Genomic DNA, 17,891 nt, shown 5'->3' with positions numbered 1-17,891 from the left:
GCAGTGTGAGGGAGCCGAGCCAGTGACCCGCAAGGGTGAGTGGCCACCGGCGCCCGAGGCGCTGCCCTCGCCGGTGGCGGACAACCACTGTCACCTCGAGTGGCCGGTGGGCGACGAGCCGCGCTCCGTCGAGCGCCAGCTGGCCGATGCGGCTCAGGTGGGCGTCGACCGGGTGGTGCAGATCGGGTGCGACATTGCGTCGGCGCGTTGGACGGCATCGGCCGTGGAAGAGTACCCGGCCATGCTTGGTGGGGTGGCGATCCACCCGAACGAGGCGCCCGCCCACTCCGCCGGCGAGCACGCGACCGGCCTGAGTTACGAGGACGCGTTCGCGGAGATCGCCGCGCTTGCCAGGGGCGAGCGCATCCGCGTCATCGGGGAGACGGGGCTTGACTACTTCCGCACCGGTCCCGAGGGTCACGAGGCGCAGGTGCGGTCCTTCCGCGACCACATCGCGCTGGCCAAGGAGCTAAACAAGCCGCTGCAGATCCACGATCGCGATGCGCACGGGGACGTCATCGACGTGCTCGAGCGCGATGGCGCTCCGGAGATGACCGTCTTCCACTGCTTCAGCGGCGACGCCGGGATGGCGCGACTATGCGCTGACCGCGGCTACTACCTGAGCTTCGCGGGGACGGTGACGTTCAAGAACTCCCACGGCCTGCGCGCGGCGCTCTCCGTGACCCCGCTGAGCCGGGTGCTGGTGGAGACGGACGCGCCGTTCCTCACGCCGCACCCGTACCGGGGCGCACCGAACTCGCCCTACCTGATCCCCGTCACGATGCAAACCATCGCGGATGTGACAGGTGTGACGCTGGAGACTGCGTGCGAAAGTGTGTCAGATACCTCCAATTCGCTTTATGGTCCCTGGTAATCTGCCGATAATCCGTGTGCGATTGGTCACCTCGAGGAATCTCGGCTGGCGCCGACCGTTATGAATATGAGATAAAAGATGCTGATGTGTGCGCGGAAATTGTGAGCGCACACCTGCCCTGTGTCCGTCAGGACACCACGAGAGGACTCGCTTGAGCTACCGACGCACGCACCCTGTTCCAGGGGGACGCCGTGAACGCCGCCAGCGCACCACGACGCGAAATCGCACCGTGCGCCAGATTGTTGGCACCACTGCGGTCGTCGCCTTCGCGGTTGGTTCGTTCGCGTCCGCGGGTGCCAGCACGCTCAACAGCTCCTACGATGCGTCGGCCGCTTCCCTGGATCTGGCCGCGGTGGTCAGCCCCGTAGCTGCGTCGGACTCCGAGATCGAGGTCACCACCGAGACCGTCGAGAACGAGATTGCGTATGACTCGGTCGAGAAGGACGACTCGTCAGAGATGAAGGGCACTGAGAAGGTAGTGACCGCCGGCGTCGACGGCAGCGAGGTTGTCAGCTACACCGTGAAGACGGTGGACGGCGTCGAGGTTGACCGAGACGAGTCTCTTCGTGTGCTCGTGGACGAGCCCACCGACGAGGTAGTGGCCGTAGGCACGCGCACCGCCCCCGTGATCCCCACGACCACCATGGCCGGCTCGACGCGCACGATCGGCAAGTCCCTTGCCGCAAGCATCCACGGCTGGTCGGGCGACCAGTGGGAGTGCCTCAACGCACTGTGGACCCGCGAATCCGGCTGGAGCGCTAGCGCACACAACTCATCCTCTGGCGCGCACGGCATTCCGCAGGCGCTGCCGGGCTCCAAGATGGCCACGTTCGGCGCCGACTGGGCGACCAACCCCGCGACGCAGATCAAGTGGGGACTCTCCTACGTCAAGGGGCGCTACGGCACCCCCTGCGGCGCATGGTCCGCTTTTCAGTCCAAGGGCTGGTACTAGCCAGTGGCCGACTTGCTCGGCCCCACAGATATACGAAACCTCGCCGAGTCGCTCGATACGGCTCCCACTAAGAAGTGGGGTCAGAACTTTGTGGTCGACGCCGGCACGGTGCGACGCATCGTCCGCATTGCGGGCGTGACCGCGGACGACCACGTCGTCGAGGTGGGGCCGGGGCTCGGCTCCCTGACGCTTGCGCTGCTCGAGACCGGGGCGCGCGTCACGGCGATCGAGATCGATCCCATCCTCGCGGGCGCGCTCGCGCAGACGGTCGCCGAGCGGGCGCCCGAATTCGCTGGCAATCTCACGGTGATTGGTGCGGACGCGATGAAGGTTCAGTCGCTGCCCGAGCCCCCCACCGCGCTGGTCGCGAACCTGCCGTACAACGTTTCAGTGCCCGTCATCCTGCACTTCCTCGAGACGTTCTCTTCGCTCGAGCGCATCCTGGTGATGGTGCAGTCCGAGGTGGCGGATCGCCTGGCGGCACCTCCCGGCTCGCGCACGTACGGCATCCCGTCGGCAAAGGCCGCGTGGTACTGCTCCGTGCGCCGCGCAGGCAACGTTGGGCGGGCGGTGTTCTGGCCCGTCCCGCGCGTGGACAGCGCGCTGGTGCTGATGCACAGGCGCGAGGTGCCCCAGACCGGCGTGAGCCGTGAACAGGTGTTCGCCGTGATCGACGCCGCCTTCGCGCATCGGCGCAAGGGGTTGCGCGGATCGCTGGCGGACCTCGCCGGATCCAACGCGACCGCAGAGGAAGTTCTGATTGCGCTCGGGATCGAGCCATTGACTCGCGGCGAGGCGCTCGGCATCGGGGACTTTGTCCGCATCGCCGAGGAGTTGAGCCGACGTGCGTCATCGGGATCTGCCACTCTTGAGTCATGACGCGAGAAGTGACGGTCCGCGCGCCGGGCAAACTTAACCTTCAACTTTCTGTTGGCCCCAGGCGGGACGATGGGTATCACCCGCTCGCGACCGTCTTCCAGGCGGTGGACCTCTACGAGACGGTGACGGCCACGCCGCGCGCGGATGACCGCTTCACGCTCGAGATGACGATGCTGCCAACTGTCAAGGCCGCGCCTGGCGCCGTGCCTCTCGACGAGACTAACCTCGCGATGAGGGCCGCGCGCGCGGTGGCAGCCAGGTACGGGATCACCGACGGCGTGGATTTGCGCGTGGTCAAGGGCGTGCCGGTGGCCGGCGGAATGGCCGGCGGGAGCGCGGATGCTGCGGCTACGTTGCTGGCATGCGCGGAGGCCTGGAATGTGGGCGCAACCCGCGACGAGCTCGACGAACTCGCGGCTGGACTGGGTTCCGACGTGCCCTTCGCCCTGCACGGTCACACCGCCGTGGGGCTTGGGCGAGGCGATGAACTCTCCCCCGCGATGACGCACGGCGAATTTCACTGGGTATTCGCGACTCAGGGACACGGGCTGAGTACGCCCGCGGTCTACGCGGAGTTTGACCGCCAGGTCGAGGCGGGGGAGCGCACCGCCAAGGACCCGCATCTGTCGAACGCGATCATGAGCGCCCTGATGGCGGGGGACGCGCACGCGCTCGGTGCCTCCCTGCAGAACGACCTGCAGGGTCCCGCGCTGGCGCTGGCGCCGCACCTGAAAAGGACGCTCGACCTCGCCCACGAGGCTGAGGCGCTGGGGGCCATGGTCTCCGGATCCGGTCCGACCGTGGCCGCGCTGGGCCGATCGCGCCAGCACGCGCTGGCCATAGCGGCGCATCTGTCAGCGGTAGGGGAGTCCGACGCTGTTTTCACCGTGAGCGGCCCGGCGCCAGGTGCAGTAGTCCTGAACTAGCCCGCTGGAGTGTTGTGCTCCGCAGCTCCGCAGCTCCGCAGCTCCGCTAGTTTCGCGCTATTGGTCCGATTTCGCACGTTTCTGGCACTCAGCGCGCCCAGCGGGTCTGATTCTGCACGCGGGCGATGCTGAGACGGAGATCTGCGGGATCTCACGTGCATCGCGGGTGCGTGCTGAATCGGACCAACTGGGCGCAGCGACCCTGAGAATCGTGCTGAATCGGACCCACTGGGCGCAGCGACCTTGAGAATCGTGCTGAATCGGACCCACAGGAGACCGGCGGTGTGTGGTGGGGTCCAGGGGTCCAGGGGTCCAGGGGTCCAGGAGGCCTCAGGCTGCGCCGGTGGGGCTAGCTCTGCTTTTTGAGGGAGTCGCGAATCTCGATGAGGATCTCGACCTCGGTGGGGCCGTCCTCAGCGACCGGCTCCTCCTTGGCCTTGCGGCGCGCGGCAATGGCGTTCATCGGAACGACGATGAGGAAGTAGATCGCGAACGCGATGATGAGGAAGTTGAGGATCGTGGTCAGGAAGGCGCCAAAGCTGAGGACCGCGTCATCCGCGACGTCCACTGTTCCCGCGTCGTTGAGCGTCCACACCAGCATGTTCGACATGTCGGGCTGGCCGAAGATCGCTGCGATGATCGGATTGATGACGTTGTCGACGAGCGACGTGATGACCGAGCTGAACGCCGCGCCAATGACGACCGCGACCGCGAGATCGACCACGTTTCCGCGCATGATGAATTCTTTGAAGCCCTTGATCACGGTGATGTCTCCTTGAGGTTTTAGGGACGCGCCATCGGCTTGGCTCGTCAACTCCCACGTGCGAGGTTAGCGAATGTTGGCGCGCAGGGCGAGGGGCTTCTGAAGCGGGGAGCCGGGTGGTGGGCGTGGCGAGAGCGACCGAGCACGGTCAGCACACGGCAGCGGGGTTGGGCTAGCCGTCGTGGCCAACGCGGGTGGGCTAGGCGCCGTCAGGGTCCGCGGGCGGCTTCGCCAAAGTGGGGGCCTGCTCGAAGTTAGATAGCCCGTTCCAGGCGAGGTTCACGATGTGAGCGGCGACCTCATGCTTGGAGGGCTGGCGCACCTCGGACCAGTGCTGGCCTGTGAGCGCCACCATCCCCACGAGCATCTGCGAATAAATGGGCGCGACTCCAGGGTCGAGGCCACGCTTCACGAACTGTCCGGCCAGAAGCCCCTCTACCTGGGTGGCGACGTCGCCAATCAGCGAGGAAAAGGTGCCGGTCGCCTGCGCAACTGGAGAGTCGCGAACCAGGATGCGGAAGCCGTCGGGGCTGTCCTCGATGTAGGTCAGCAGGGCGATGGTGGCGCTCTCGACGTGTTGTTTGGGGTGCTCGCGGTTCACGAGCGACCGGGTGAGCGCCCCGGTGAGCGCGGCCACCTCGCGGTCAACAATCACCGCGTAGATGCCCTCTTTGCCGCCAAAGTGCTCATAGACCACTGGCTTGGAGACGTCCGCGCGCAACGCGATCTCCTCGACGGACGTGCCGTCGAAGCCCTTTTCTGCGAACAACGACCGGGCCACAATCACCAATTGCTCACGGCGAGCGCTCGCCGTCATTCGGGCGCGGGGACTCTTCTTGGGTTCGGTGCTCACGTTCATAGTGTGCCGTGAATCCTGGCAGAATGTACGCAGCGAGGTCTCGAACACCCTCGGTCCGCCCTAGTGTAACGGCAGCATGCAGGCCTTTGGAGCCTTGCGGTACAGGTTCGAATCCTGTGGGCGGAACCCCCATTTATCGCCTTGGCGTGCCCCGATCAGCATTCGGTGCCTCGTCGCGGCAGGTACAGTGGAGTCAATCGAATCCGATGCCCCACGCGGGGTGGAGACAGGGGACCTGGTGAGCCACGCGAAACCCGCAGCCGTCATGATTTTGGCGGCAGGCGCCGGTACTCGCATGAAGTCCGCCACACCCAAGGTCTTGCATGAGATCTCGGGGCGCAGCCTTCTGCAACACGCGCTAGTCGCGGCCGCAGCACTTGAACCCGGACGCACGGTGGTGGTTGTTCGCCACGACCGTGAGCGGGTCGCTGCGCACGTCGCCCAGATCGCACCTCACGTTCTACTGGCCGACCAGGACGACGTTCCCGGAACCGGCCGCGCTGTCTTCTGCGGGATCAGTGCACTCGACGCCACGGCGATAGCCGCCCAGGTAGCCAACGGCGGAGCAGGCAACAACTCCGTTCTCGACACTCAGATCGATGGCGCGATCGTCGTCACCTCGGGCGACGTCCCGCTCGTGGACGGCGAGCTGCTGGGCAGTTTTGTGGACGCGCACAACACCGCGGGAAACGCGGTATCCGTCCTGACCGCCCGAGTGGGTGACCCCACGGGCTACGGGCGCATCGTCCGCGATGACTCGACCGGTGAAGTGCTTGCGATCGTGGAGCACAAGGACGCGAATCCGGCGGAACGCGGGATCGACGAAATTAACTCGGGCATCTATATTTTCGATGCGGCCGCGTTGCGAGCGTCGCTGGCGCGCGTCGGCACGGACAATTCGCAGGGCGAGATGTACCTCACCGACGTGATCGCGATTGCGCGCGAGGACGGCGGACGCGTGGGGGCGATGATCGCGCCCGATGCTTCAGCGGTGGAGGGCGTCAACGACCGAGTCCACCTCGCGGCCGCGGCCTCCGCTCTCAACCGGCGCATCGTCGAGGGCTGGATGCGCGAGGGCGTCACCATCCAGGATCCGGCCACCACCTGGATCGATTCCGACGTGGCGCTGTCGGCGGATGTCACCATTCTTCCGGGCACGCAACTCAAGGGCGCCACCACAGTCGCCACTGGAGCAGTCGTTGGGCCCGACACCACTTTGACCGACGTCGAGGTTGGCGCCGGCGCGACGGTTCTCCGCTCACACGGCTCGCTGGCGGTCATCGCCGCCGGAGCAGTCGTCGGCCCTTTCTCGTACCTGCGCCCGGGCACAGAGCTCGGTGTAGACGGAAAGATCGGCGCGTTCGTCGAGACCAAGAACGCGAAGATCGGCGCGGGTTCCAAGGTTCCCCACCTGAGCTACGTGGGCGACGCGACGGTGGGCGAGGGCACCAACATCGGCGCCGCGACAATCTTCGTGAACTACGACGGCGTCAACAAGCATCACGCACACGTGGGCAATCACGTGCGCATAGGCTCGGACAACACGCTTATCGCGCCCCTCACCATCGGTGACGGGGCTTACTCGGGCGCTGGCACCACAATTCGTCACGATGTCCCCGCGGGGGCACTGGCGATCAACAGTTCACCTCAGCAGAACATCGAGGGCTGGGTCCAGCGACGCAGGCCCGGATCATCATCGGCCGAAGCCGCCGCACGGGCAGCAGAGACAGATGGGCCTCTCGACGGGTTATCGTCGGGAGCACAGGAGGAGCGGGCCTCTGCGGCCGCCGACAATAAGGGAGAAGAATGACCGCTGCGATCTCGAACTCGAGGGAGCGACGTCTAGTCCTCGCCGGAGGCCGGGCACACCCCGACCTCGCCACGTCTGTCGCCGAGCACCTGGACATCGAACTTCTTCCCACCACCGCCTACACCTTCGCTAACGGCGAGCTGTACGTGCGCTTCGGCGAAAGCGTGCGCGGGGCAGACTGCTTCGTGCTGCAGTCGCACGCGGCGCCGATCAACGAGTCGATCATGGAGCAGCTCATCATGGTCGACGCCATGAAGCGTGCATCCGCCAAGGCGATCACCGTGATCATGCCGTGCTACGGCTACGCGCGTCAGGACAAGAAGCACAAGGGACGCGAGCCAATCTCTGCGCGCCTGATGGCCGACCTATTCAAGACCGCCGGCGCGGACCGCATTATGTCCGTCGACCTGCACACCTCTCAGATCCAGGGCTTCTTCGACGGCCCCGTCGACCACCTGTGGGCAATGCCGCTGCTCGCGCAGTACGTCCGCACGCGCGTCGCCTCCGATAATCTCACTATCGTGTCGCCCGATGCTGGCCGCGTCAGGCTCGCTGACCAGTGGTCGGACTACCTGGGTGCGCCGCTCGCGATCATTCACAAGCGTCGCGACCCCTCCGTCCCCAACCAGGTCAAGGTCCACGAACTCGTTGGTGAGGTCAAGGGCCGCACCTGCGTGTTGGTTGACGACATGATCGACACCGGCGGCACCATCGTTCAGGCCGCGGAGGCGCTGTTCGAGAACGGGGCCAAGGATGTCATCGTGGCGTCGACGCACGGGCTTCTTTCCGGACCGGCGGTGGCGCGACTGCGGGATTCCGGCATCTCCGAGGTAGTCGTCACGGACACGTTGCCGATCAGCGACGATAAGCAGTTCGACAAGCTCACCGTGCTGTCGATCGCTCCGCTCGTTGCGCGCGCCGTACGCGAAGTCTTCGACGACGGCTCGGTCACGAGCCTGTTCCAGGGGAACGTCTAGTCTTTAACTGAGAAGCCCCCGACCGCCTTACGGCAGTCGGGGGCTTCTCAGTCTCGTGGAGTAGTGGCGGCGGCCAATCTAGCGATCCGCGGCAACCTGAGGCTCGCTCGCGGGACGCTCGGGGGCGGTCGCGTTGCTCACCGGCTGCCGGCTCGGAAGCCAGTTCCAGGCGATGACTGCGCACGTCAAGCCAATGAGTAGACCTGCGATCACGTCCGTCGGGTGGTGCATTCCGCGATACACCCGGGATAGCGCGACCCCTAGGGCTACCAGGACGCACAGTACCTGGATGCTGACTCGCAGCCACGTGTTCTGAATCCGCGTCGCACACAGCGCCACCGCCAGGTACACGCTCGTGGTCGCGCCCGTGTGACCGCTGGGGAAGCTCGACGTTGGTGCGGCGTGGTCCAGCTGCTCAACGTCGGGGCGCTCCCGACCCACGATCAGCGACGTAGTGAGGAACACGCTCACCTGCACCGACAGCGCGATGGCGGGCACGATCGCGTACCACCACTGCCGTGATTGCCACCAGATGAAGAGGACAATCAGCGCGCACGTCGCCATCAGGACTTGGGTGTTGCCCATCGATGAGATGAACGAGGTAATCGAGTCCCATTGGTCGGTCCGCACGTCGACGAACGCCTGGCTCACCTGGTGTTCGTCGACCTGGAGGACGTCGACGAGTAGATAGCCGATACCGGCGACCGCCACCCACAGGACTACTGCTGGCACCAGCACCCGCTTGAGGAGTCCGTGACCTACGTCAGAGCGGGAGGGCGCGACTGTGCCTGGTCCTGAACCGAGCACGACCTACATCCTCGCGTATCGGGCGCGGGCGAAGGAGTACAGGCCGTACGCCGCGAAGCCGATGCCGACGAGCACGACTAGGACCGGGCCGCCGGGAGCCTTGAGGAGCGTCTCGACCGCACCGTCAAGCCCCTTGGCCTTGTCGGGGTCGGCCGTGATGGCCGCGTAGGTGAACAGCACTCCGACCACGCCGAGTGCCACGCCCTTGGCGACGTAACCTACTGTGCCCAACGTGCGCACGGCCTTCGACACCTCGCGGCCACCGGTGCTCTTGAGGTCCTCGAGGAACTTCTTGGTCACGCCCTTGTACACGTGGTAAACGGCGCCCGCCACGATCCCGATTCCCACCGCGCCCACCAGGAAGCGACCCGCGGGGGCGCCCATGAGCGTGCTCGCGAAACCCTCGGACTGGGAGTCCCCGTTGGAGTCACCCGAGCCCATCGCGATGGAGACGGTCGTGAAGGCGAGGGCCGCGTAGAGTACGGCCTTCCCCGCGGACTTCGCGCGGTCCTTGGCCTCGTTGCTGCTGTGCAGCGCATCGGCCAGTTGCCACGCGCCTAGCGCGACAAAGGCGACGGCCGCCACCCACAGGAGGATGTTCCCAAGAGGGGCGTCGCTAATACTGCTCAGTGCAGAACTTTGGTCGGCCTCGCCGCCCGAACCGAAACCGATCTTGGCGACGATGAAGCCAAGAATGATGTGCAGGACTCCGGAGACGAAGTAGCCCGCGCGGGCCGCCTTCTCCCAAGCGTCGCCGGTAGCGCCGCTGCGCGCTTGCGAACTGTGTGTTGATGTCATGTTTCCAGACATTACCCGCGCGGCACACTTCTTGCACGTATTGCCGAGGAAATAAATATGGGTAGACTTATCCAGTTCCTCGGCGAGGCTGGGCCCATGCGGTTTGGCGTTATCGACGCGGCAGATGCTTAAGTGGCCCCTGTCTCGCCCGGGCCACCATCTGACGCAACCAGGAGAATCAATATGTCTGACAAGCTAAAGCTTGCCGCGGAGTCCCGCACCCAGTTCGGCAAGGGCTTTGCCCGTCGCGCACGCGCAGCCGGCAAGATCCCCGCAGTCCTCTACGGCCACGGCGGAGCCCCCGCGCACGTGCTGCTGCCGGGTCACCAGACCATGATGGCGCTCAAGCACCAGAACGCACTCCTCACCATCACCGTTGAGGGCGAAGAGCCGGTTCTCGCGATCGCTAAGGACGTCCAGCGCGACCCCGTACAGCAGATCATCGAGCACATCGACCTGCTCCTGGTCCGCAAGGGCGAGAAGATCACGGTTGACGTTTCCGTGCACCTCGAGGGTGAGTCCTACCCCGGCACCATCCACGTGCTCGAGATCTCCTCGCTGTCGATTCTGGCCGAGGCCACGCACCTGCCCGACTCCGTCACGGTCTCGATCGAGGGCCTCGAGGATGGCGCCAAGATCACCGCAGGCGAGATCGCGCTTCCCAAGGGCAGCGAGCTCGCGGGCGACGCCGACCAGCTCATCGTCGCGATCACCGTTCCGCGCTCCGCCGCTGACGATGAGGCCGCCGATGCCGCAGTTGCCGCTGAGGCAGTTGCCGCATCCGCTGCCGAAGCAGCAGCAGCAGAGGCCGACGCGTAGTCACAATCCGTATATCGCAACGCCCGTCACCCTCGGTGGCGGGCGTTGCGCTTTCCCCCAGCGATAGTCGAGGATGAGTGACATGAGCGCGCTAGTGATCGGCCTGGGCAACCCCGGCCCCGAGTATGCCGAGACCCGCCACAACATCGGCCAGATGGTCGTCGCAGAGCTCGCGCGCCGCGCAGGCGGCTCGCTGTCTGCCAACCGTAAGGTGAACGCGCGTGTGGCTCAGGTTCGCATCGGCGGCGTCGGGCCCGCCGGGGTGTCCGCGACCGTCGCCACCCCCTCGTCCTACATGAACGTCTCCGGCGGCCCGGTGAGCGCGCTCGCGAAGTACCTGTCGATCGAGCCGACGGCCGTGGTCGTGGTGCACGACGAGCTGGACATCCCGTTCGGCACTATCAAGCTCAAGCGCGGCGGGGGATCCGGCGGCCACAACGGTCTCAAGGACATCACCAAAGCGCTGGGCACGCCGGACTACGTGCGCGTGCGCGTGGGAATCGGCCGCCCCCCGGGACGCATGGACGCGGCGGCCTACGTCCTCAAGCCCTTCGGCACGGCCGAGCGCAAGGAATTGCCGATGCTGATCAGCGACGGCGCCGATGCGGTCGAGGCCGCGGTCATCGAGGGCCTAGAGGCCGCGCAGTTGCGCTTCCACACTAAGTAGTTCGCCCCACGGCGGCGCCGGGCCGTGATCGTTAGGCGCAGCCCTCGATGTGCAGTAATTGGGGCAGGCGGCCCGAACTCACCGACGTGACCACGCCATTGGGATCCGTGTCGAACCGGATGCCATAGCCGTCTTGGTCTGTCCAGAGTCGCTCCGCGCCTGGGATGTAGACGTTGTCGTCTCGTTGAAGAGTGCCGCCGAAGACCGCCTCTACCTCAGCCTCGCTCGATCCCAGCCCCAGGCCCTCCGCGGTCCTGGGGAAGGCATCGTTGGGCGCATCGAAGGGAAAGATCGAGTACAAATCCACGACGCCAGCTGCGCCTTGGCTCGCTAGCAGAACGGAAATTGAGGTGAGTGGCTCGTTGGGTCCCAGATGCCACTGGCCACACGCATTACCGAAGTCGAGCGCCGAGTCGGCAATGTCGGCCGTGTAGTCCACGCCGGTGTACACGCTCACCTCCGCGGGGGTCATATCGATGGTGAGCGGCCCCATTCCGGTCGTGGTGATGATCCAGGTTGCGGGGTCGCTTTGGTCAACCGCGGGCTGGGTCGGCGTCGGCGTCGGCGTTGGAGTGGGAGTGGGGGTCGGCGGGGGCGTCGCGATCATCGATCGTGTCGGGGTGGCCGTGGGCGTGGTTGCCGGGGAGGGAGTCACAGTCGGGGTCGGCGTGTTCGTGCCGCACGCAGTCAGTCCGAAGATGACGAGCGCCGATGCTGCCAGGGTAGGCATCCGAGAAGTGATCACAGAGCCACGCTAGCAAAAGTGAGTCGTGTAGGCGCTCTTAGCGGTGCATGAGGCGCGCGAGGAACTCCTGCGTCTCCGGACGCTCGGGTGCGGTGAAGATCTTCTCCGGAGTGCCCGCCTCGAGGATGCGGCCGCCGTGCATGAAGACCACGCGGTCGGCCACGGTGCGCGCGAAGGACATCTCGTGCGTCGCGATGAGCATGGTCGACCCGCCCTGCTTGAGGTCGCGGACCAGGTCGAGCACCTCGCCCACGAGCATGGGGTCCAGCGCAGAGGTGATCTCGTCGAGCAGCAGGAGTTCTGGGTCGGTCATGATGGCGCGGACAATTGCCACGCGCTGCTGCTGACCGCCGGATAGCCGGTCGGAGTACTCGTCAACCTTCTCGCCCAGCCCGAACTTCTCGAGCAACGCCACGCCCTTCTCGCGGGCCTTGGCTGCGGGCCACTTGTGCACGCGCCGGGCCGCGAGGGTCACGTTGTCGATGACCGTCATGTGCGGGAACAGGTTGAATTGCTGGAACACCACGCCGATGCGCGCGCGGGCCTTGTCGACGTCGGTGCGGGGCGCCGTAATGTCGTCGCCGCTGAGGATCACCTGGCCGTCGTCGACCTGCTCGATGAGGTTGATGGTGCGCAGCAGCGTGGACTTGCCGGAGCCGGAGGCGCCGATCAGCACCACCACGTCGTGCTCCTCGAGCGTCAGGTCGACGCCCTTGAGCACCTCGACGGCGCCGAACCGCTTCCATACGTTGTGAAGCTCCAGGACGGTCATACGGTGCCTCCGGACTGTTCGCGGCTAGCCATGCGGGCGGAGATGTGGTCCGTGAGTCGGATGAAGGGGAACGACAGTGCGACAAACAGCAAGGCGGCCACCACATAGGGGGTGAAGTTGTAGGTGCTCGCAACCTCGATCTGGGCGGCGCGAATCGCGTCCACGGCGCCGAGCACCGAGATCAGGCCCACGTCCTTTTGCATGGACACGAAGTCGTTCATGAGGGCGGGGATGACCTTGCGCAGGCCCTGGGGGATTACCACGACGCGCAGCGTCTCCATGTGGCTGAGCCCGAGCGAGCGGGCCGCGATGCGCTGCGAGGGATGGACGGCCTCCATGCCGGCGCGCAGCACCTCGGCGATGTACGCGGAGTAGCACAGCGCGATCGCGACGGTCCCCCACACGGCGGCGGGCATGCGCGGGAAGATGTCCAGCGCGGGGACTCCAAAGCCCACCAGGAACAGCACAATGAGGACGGGAACCCCGCGGAAGAGGTCGGTGTAGATGGTGGCGAGGGCCCGCAGCGGGAAGAACACTGGGCCGCGCAGCGAGCGCACCATGGCCAGCAGGGTGCCGAACACGGCGACGCAGATGCTGGCGAAGAACAACACGCGGATGTTGAGCCACAGACCATCGAGGACCGCGGGGAAGCTGTCCTTGGCGATCTCGACGTTGAAAAACGTCTCCTTGACGCTCTCCCAGCCGGGGGTGTTGACGACGACCGTCGCCACCACCGCGGCGAACATCAGGGTGGAGAGCAGCGCGACGATGACGGAGCGCACCGAGGACTTGCGGCGGTGCTTCTGCCGCGCGAGCTCGAGTTCGCTGGGAGCCCAGGCCACCCGGGGCACTCCGTCAGTCACGTCTATCTCAATTCTTCTTTAGCCGGAGGCTCGTTAGTTAAGAACGGGAACGCTGATCGCGGAGCTGAGCCACTGGGCCTCGAGCGCGTCGAGCGTGCCATCCTCGCGCAGCGCGTCCACGGCTGCGGTGACGGCCGTGGTGTTGGCGGACTCGTTGGGCAGGACGAACGCGAACTCGTCGCCGCCCTCGCTCGACTCGAACTGGCCGACGATCGTGCCGTTGTCGAACTCAACCGCGGACAGGTACAGGGCCGTGGGAAGGTCGGTGACAAACGCGTCGATCTGGCCGGAGTTGAGCGCCAGGACGGTGTCCTCGGCGGAGTTGAACACGGCCAGGTTGTCAGCGCCGAGAGCCTCTGCGGCGACGGTGTAACTCGTGGTTCCGCTGGGCACGCCAACAGTGAGGTGCGAGAGGTCCTCGAGCGAGGTCACCGAGGCCGCGGGGGAGTCGGTGGTCGTGAGGATGGCCTGCGTGGTCGTGTAGTACGGGCTCGAGAAGTCGACGGCCGACTCGCGGTCCTCGGTGACCGAGAACTGCTGGACGTTGAGGTCCCAGTCCTTGGGGCCCGGCGCGATTGCGGATTCGAAAGTGCTGCGTACCCATACGACGTCGGCGGGCGCGTAGCCGAGCTCCGCGGCGACCGCGTAGGCAACGGCGGACTCGAAGCCCTCGGCGTTGGTCGGGTCGTCGTCAACCATCCACGGCTCGTACGCGGGCTCGCCGGTGGCGATGGTGAGCTTGCCGTCGGTGATGGTGGCGAGCGTGGCAGAGGCGGCGGCCGATGCGCTGGCCGTCGCGGAGGGTGCGTCCGAGGCGGACGGGGTGGCCGAGGCGTCATCAGAGGACGATGAGCAGCCGGCGAGGGTAAGTGCCGCGATTGCGGTGGTGGCCACGATGGCGCTGCGGAAGGTAGGCGTGACGGACATGAGTGCTCCTATGGAGTTGATTTGGTGATGGGAATGTCGCGGCGCCATTGCCTACGCGGGGACTAGTTTACCGGTGGCGACGCCAGCGCCCAATCCGCGAAGTCAAAGCCGGGCGAGACGACGCAACTGACCAGCGCCTCGGAGTCTCCCGAGAGCCGGGCCGCCTGCCACGTCCCCGCAGGTACGAGTACCTGCGCCAGTTGGCCGCCGGCGTGGTCGGGGCCTAGCACAAAGTCTTGGGGCTTCGACGGAGCCTCGCCGTCGCCGCCCAGGGAGATCACCAGCGGGCCCGGACCGTGCCACAGCCAGATCTCGTCGCTGGTCACCACGTGCCACGCGCTCGACTCGCCGGGAGTCAGCAGGTAGTGGATGCAGGTAGCGGCGGGACGGACCCCGGCGGGAGTCTCAACCGGGCGGTCGGAGGTCCACATGCGCTTGAACCAGCCGCCCTCCGGGTGCGGCAGCAGGTCGAATCGTTCGGCGCTGGCGGGACGGTCCGTCATAGCGCGACCACCCCGGTCTGGTTGGCGAACTCGGCAGTCGCCGCGCGCACCCGCCCCGCGATGATGGTGGCGGCGGCGCGGCCGGCGCCGGACTCGGCGAGGGTGGTCAGGGTGTCATTCACGCCGGACACGGGGGTGTCGAAGAACGCAAGGTTGGCGATCGCGCCAACCGCGAGGTAGCCGGACCGCTCGGGGCCGTCGTCCAACCCCATGGCGTGCGCGCCTCCCAGCGTCACGGCGGTGAGCAGGCGCTCCGCAAGGTCGACGTTGCCGTATCCCTGCTTGCGCGCGATCCGCATGAGCTCGGCGACGTCCGCCATCGGGTCGAGCGAGGGGGAGGAGGACAGCGAGTCGGTGCCGATCGCGATGGGGCTGCCCTCCCGCAGGTAAGCCGCCACCGGCGGGGCGTCCAGGCCGATCACCGCGTTGGAACGCGGGCACAGGGCAACGGTGGTGCCGCGCGCCCGCAGGATCGCGCGATCGCGCTCGGACATGTAGACCCCGTGCGCCACGTGGCAGTCGGGGCCGAGCACGCCGAGGTGGTCGACGTAGTCGGTGGCGGAGGTGCCGAAGCCCGCCTGGCGCAGCTCGCGCAGGCTGCTCAGCCCGGCGGTGTGCCAGGGCTCGGCGTGCTCGTGCGCGAACTCGCGCTCGATGCCGGACTCTCCCAGGTGGATGTGGATCCGGCTGCCGCGCTCGCGGACGATGTCGGGGATCTCCAGCAGCGGCACTATCTCGAGTGAGTAGGGGGCGTGAGGCGACAGGCCCGTGCCGGGGCGCGAGGGCAGGGAGTCGAGCGCGGCCTCTACGGCCACGCGCCCGCGCTTGAGCCACTCCTCGTTGGTCCAGTTCATCACCTCCCAGTACGCGATGCCGTGAAGTCCGGCGTCGTGTAGGGCGTGCGCCGCGGTGGGGTCGGTCACGACGTCGGCGGCCGCCGTGGTGCCCGCGGCGATCATCATGCGCGCGCCCGCCGCCGCGTCGGCCGCCCAGTCGCGGCCCAGGTCGTAGACCGGGTTGAAGCCCTTGGCCCAGTCGTCGAAGCCGCTGTACTGCCCGCGGCCCACCTCGGCCATGCCGGTGTACTGAAGGTGCGTGTGGGCGTTGACCAGGCCGGGCATCAGTACACCGGGCCAGTGCACGTGATGGACGTCGATGCCGCGCTCCGCGAGGGACCGCTCCACCCAGACGCGTTCGCCGACGTGCAGGATGCGCTCGCCGCGCACCGCGATCGCTCCGTCGAGAATGGGGGGCGCCGTGACCGGCAGCACCATGTCCGCCGAATACAGCGTGACGGGGAACGAGCTCATGAATTCTCCAGGTTGGGTGAAGGAGTGCGGCCGATGCTGAAGCGCAGCGAGCGCCAGTCGTCGGCTGGGGACGGGGTCCCCGACGGGTGAGGGGCGCCGGGGTCGCCGGCGCTCTGGACGGCGCCGGCCAGGACGTCCGTCTCGACCCCACGCACGCGGGCGGCGACTGCCCCGACGTGGGACACCGCGGCATCGGACAGTGGGTGGACGCCGATGCTCGGGCGGGTGGTGACGAGTTCAGCGATGGCGGCGATTTGAGTCGCGAAGGACAGGTCCATGATCTCGATGGGGTTGCCCTCAGCGGCGGTGACGTTGATGCAGCCGCCGCGGTCGAGTACCAGGGTGCCGGCGCTCGCCAGCCGCTCGACGTCGCGCGACACTGGCTCGAGCGAGTCCGCCCCGGAACCCTTCGCGTCCAGGACCTTGTCGAGTTCGATCTCGCCGGGGACGCCGCCCGCCACGGCGACAGCGGCGGCGGCTGCGATGAGTGACGCCGGGACGGTGCCCGCGACGCCGGTGGCCGACACGACGAGCGCGTCGATCCCCAGCTCAGAGGCGTGGCCCACTCGGTAGCCGTCGTGCTGGGCGAGTAGCGCACGGATCGGGTCGACCTCCGCGACGCAAACGTCGACGCCAAGCGCGGCCAGGTGCGCGGCGACTCCGTGGCCGACGGGCCCGTAGCCGATGACGAGGGCGGGCTGATCGCGCAGTCCAACGCCGGCGCCCTCCAGCAGGTCGGCAATTGCGAACACGCACGACTGGCCAGTGCCGTAGCGGTTGTCGAAGCCGGTCTTGGTCGCCGCGTCGTTCACCGCGATGACCGGGGTGGCCAGCACCCCTAGGGCGGCCATCTTCCGCAGGGGGGTGAGGCCGCTGGTGGTCTCCTCGGTCACGCCGATCCAGCGCGCGACCTCGCCGGGGGCCACGTCGTGAGCCAACCGGACCAGGTGCGAGCCGTCGTCCACGACCACGTCGTAGCCGCGGCAAAGGAACTCGCTGGCGGCCGCGACCTCGGCGTCCCCACTCAGCGTCGCGTCCGCGACGACGTGGATGCCGCGCTCGCGCAGCACCACAGCCACCTCGGCGTCGGTCTCGTCGGGGTGCGCGTAGACGGCGACCTGCGCGCCGGCCGTCGCCAGGTGCAGCGCGAGCTGCGCCGTCTTGGGCTCCAGGGTCAGGCAGATGCCGATGCGCAGGCCCGCGACGGTTCCGGCGCTCGCGAGCTCCGCCGCCAACGCGTGCGTCACGGGCATGTGGGCGTCCGCGAAGTCCAGGCGTCCGGCCGCGTCGCCGCGCGGCGGGATGGGCCGGCCGCCCAGGGAGAACTTGGCAGGGGAGGCGGTCGCGTCGATCTCGAGCAGGTCGGCGCTGTCAGCGGCGACCGGGGTCGCGACGGTCACGTCCCCGTGCTGCGCGCCGGGTCCGGACTGGGTCCCGTTAGCCGCCGCCGCACGCGCTGGAATCACGTGGGCGCCGAGCGCCCCGGCGACGGCGCGAACGGACTGGGCCAGCGCATCGGCGCCGAGGACGCGCACGGGGCGCCCGGCCACGAGCAGGTTGGTCTCCCGTGCGAAGCGTCGGATGATGCGCGAGGCCTCGTCCACCGGATCTGTCATGGCCCCAAGTCTACGGGCGCGCCA

At 67.3% G+C, this 17,891-nt stretch carries 19 protein-coding genes and 1 tRNA gene; 9 read left to right on the top strand and 11 right to left on the bottom strand.

Annotation, left to right across the window (positions count from 1 at the left end):
• The first annotated feature begins 22 nt into the window (after window positions 1-22).
• From ACQU6B_RS11125 to ACQU6B_RS11110, 4 genes are all read left to right on the top strand, one after another.
• Window positions 23-874 carry a TatD family hydrolase gene (locus ACQU6B_RS11125; RefSeq protein WP_430867616.1) on the top strand — a complete coding sequence of 284 codons (852 nt, stop codon included), beginning with the start codon at window positions 23-25 and terminating at the stop codon, window positions 872-874.
• A gap of 229 nt (window positions 875-1,103) precedes the next feature.
• Complete coding sequence (locus tag ACQU6B_RS11120) at window positions 1,104-1,826, top strand: G5 domain-containing protein (RefSeq protein ID WP_430867615.1); 723 nt, start codon at window positions 1,104-1,106, stop codon at window positions 1,824-1,826.
• A 3-nt stretch (window positions 1,827-1,829) separates the two neighbouring features.
• Entirely contained in the window at window positions 1,830-2,705 is an 876-nt protein-coding gene (gene rsmA / locus ACQU6B_RS11115) for a 16S rRNA (adenine(1518)-N(6)/adenine(1519)-N(6))-dimethyltransferase RsmA (protein WP_430867614.1), read from the top strand.
• Window positions 2,702-3,631: a 4-(cytidine 5'-diphospho)-2-C-methyl-D-erythritol kinase gene (locus ACQU6B_RS11110; RefSeq protein WP_430867613.1), complete on the top strand. Its 930-nt coding sequence runs from the start codon at window positions 2,702-2,704 to the stop codon at window positions 3,629-3,631. Before rsmA ends, ACQU6B_RS11110 begins: the two co-directional genes overlap by 4 nt.
• Before the next feature lie 349 nt (window positions 3,632-3,980).
• Here the strand turns inward: ACQU6B_RS11110 and mscL are convergent, their stop codons facing one another.
• Window positions 3,981-4,394 carry a large conductance mechanosensitive channel protein MscL gene (mscL, locus tag ACQU6B_RS11105; RefSeq protein WP_430867612.1) on the bottom strand — a complete coding sequence of 138 codons (414 nt, stop codon included), beginning with the start codon at window positions 4,392-4,394 and terminating at the stop codon, window positions 3,981-3,983.
• A 199-nt stretch (window positions 4,395-4,593) separates the two neighbouring features.
• Complete coding sequence (locus tag ACQU6B_RS11100) at window positions 4,594-5,211, bottom strand: TetR/AcrR family transcriptional regulator (RefSeq protein ID WP_430869243.1); 618 nt, start codon at window positions 5,209-5,211, stop codon at window positions 4,594-4,596.
• Between the two features lie 96 nt (window positions 5,212-5,307).
• Between ACQU6B_RS11100 and ACQU6B_RS11095 the strand changes: the two genes are divergently transcribed.
• From ACQU6B_RS11095 to ACQU6B_RS11085, 3 genes are all read left to right on the top strand, one after another.
• Window positions 5,308-5,379: transfer RNA gene (locus ACQU6B_RS11095), tRNA-Gln, on the top strand.
• 112 nt (window positions 5,380-5,491) lie between these two features.
• Entirely contained in the window at window positions 5,492-7,063 is a 1,572-nt protein-coding gene (glmU, locus tag ACQU6B_RS11090; RefSeq protein ID WP_430867611.1) for a bifunctional UDP-N-acetylglucosamine diphosphorylase/glucosamine-1-phosphate N-acetyltransferase GlmU, read from the top strand.
• The gene (locus ACQU6B_RS11085; protein WP_430867610.1) at window positions 7,060-8,040 is read left to right on the top strand and encodes a ribose-phosphate diphosphokinase; all 981 of its coding nucleotides are present in this window, start codon (window positions 7,060-7,062) and stop codon (window positions 8,038-8,040) included. The genes glmU and ACQU6B_RS11085 overlap by 4 nt, the downstream gene beginning before the upstream one ends.
• A 78-nt stretch (window positions 8,041-8,118) precedes the next feature.
• Here ACQU6B_RS11085 and ACQU6B_RS11080 read toward each other — a convergent pair whose 3' ends face one another.
• Both ACQU6B_RS11080 and ACQU6B_RS11075 read right to left on the bottom strand, forming a co-directional pair.
• Entirely contained in the window at window positions 8,119-8,847 is a 729-nt protein-coding gene (locus ACQU6B_RS11080; RefSeq protein WP_430867609.1) for a phosphatase PAP2 family protein, read from the bottom strand.
• Window positions 8,848-8,850: 3 nt separating this feature from the next.
• Entirely contained in the window at window positions 8,851-9,645 is a 795-nt protein-coding gene (locus tag ACQU6B_RS11075) for a DUF1206 domain-containing protein (RefSeq protein WP_430867608.1), read from the bottom strand.
• Between the two features lie 183 nt (window positions 9,646-9,828).
• Here ACQU6B_RS11075 and ACQU6B_RS11070 point away from each other — a divergent pair, with 183 nt between their 5' ends.
• Window positions 9,829-10,464, top strand: a complete 636-nt coding sequence (locus tag ACQU6B_RS11070; RefSeq protein WP_430867607.1) for a 50S ribosomal protein L25/general stress protein Ctc — start codon at window positions 9,829-9,831, stop codon at window positions 10,462-10,464.
• 73 nt (window positions 10,465-10,537) lie between these two features.
• Entirely contained in the window at window positions 10,538-11,131 is a 594-nt protein-coding gene (gene pth / locus ACQU6B_RS11065; RefSeq protein ID WP_430867606.1) for an aminoacyl-tRNA hydrolase, read from the top strand.
• A gap of 31 nt (window positions 11,132-11,162) precedes the next feature.
• On the opposite strand, the gene ACQU6B_RS11060 is transcribed toward pth, so the two are convergent.
• The 7 genes from ACQU6B_RS11060 to ACQU6B_RS11030 all read right to left on the bottom strand — a co-directional run bounded on the left by ACQU6B_RS11060 (window position 11,163) and on the right by ACQU6B_RS11030 (window position 17,867).
• The gene (locus ACQU6B_RS11060; RefSeq protein ID WP_430867605.1) at window positions 11,163-11,876 is read right to left on the bottom strand and encodes a hypothetical protein; all 714 of its coding nucleotides are present in this window, start codon (window positions 11,874-11,876) and stop codon (window positions 11,163-11,165) included.
• Between the two features lie 37 nt (window positions 11,877-11,913).
• On the bottom strand, window positions 11,914-12,648 hold the full coding sequence (locus ACQU6B_RS11055) for an amino acid ABC transporter ATP-binding protein (protein WP_430867604.1): 735 nt from the start codon (window positions 12,646-12,648) through the stop codon (window positions 11,914-11,916).
• Window positions 12,645-13,511 (bottom strand): amino acid ABC transporter permease, encoded by an 867-nt coding sequence (locus ACQU6B_RS11050; RefSeq protein WP_430867603.1) that lies wholly within the window; start codon window positions 13,509-13,511, stop codon window positions 12,645-12,647. The genes ACQU6B_RS11055 and ACQU6B_RS11050 overlap by 4 nt, the downstream gene beginning before the upstream one ends.
• A 33-nt stretch (window positions 13,512-13,544) precedes the next feature.
• Window positions 13,545-14,438 (bottom strand): ABC transporter substrate-binding protein, encoded by an 894-nt coding sequence (locus tag ACQU6B_RS11045; RefSeq protein ID WP_430867602.1) that lies wholly within the window; start codon window positions 14,436-14,438, stop codon window positions 13,545-13,547.
• Between the two features lie 62 nt (window positions 14,439-14,500).
• Window positions 14,501-14,941: a cupin domain-containing protein gene (locus ACQU6B_RS11040; protein WP_430867601.1), complete on the bottom strand. Its 441-nt coding sequence runs from the start codon at window positions 14,939-14,941 to the stop codon at window positions 14,501-14,503.
• Entirely contained in the window at window positions 14,938-16,251 is a 1,314-nt protein-coding gene (locus ACQU6B_RS11035) for an amidohydrolase family protein (RefSeq protein WP_430867600.1), read from the bottom strand. The genes ACQU6B_RS11040 and ACQU6B_RS11035 overlap by 4 nt, the downstream gene beginning before the upstream one ends.
• On the bottom strand, window positions 16,248-17,867 hold the full coding sequence (locus ACQU6B_RS11030; protein WP_430867599.1) for an adenosylhomocysteinase: 1,620 nt from the start codon (window positions 17,865-17,867) through the stop codon (window positions 16,248-16,250). Before ACQU6B_RS11030 ends, ACQU6B_RS11035 begins: the two co-directional genes overlap by 4 nt.
• Between the last annotated feature and the right edge of the window lie 24 nt (window positions 17,868-17,891).

The sequence above is a fragment of the Demequina aurantiaca genome (genome assembly GCF_050598105.1).
GTDB classification, from domain to species: domain Bacteria; phylum Actinomycetota; class Actinomycetes; order Actinomycetales; family Demequinaceae; genus Demequina; species Demequina aurantiaca_A.
The sequence above is the reverse complement of the archived record's forward strand: the minus strand, read 5'-3'. Positions and strand labels throughout refer to the sequence as shown.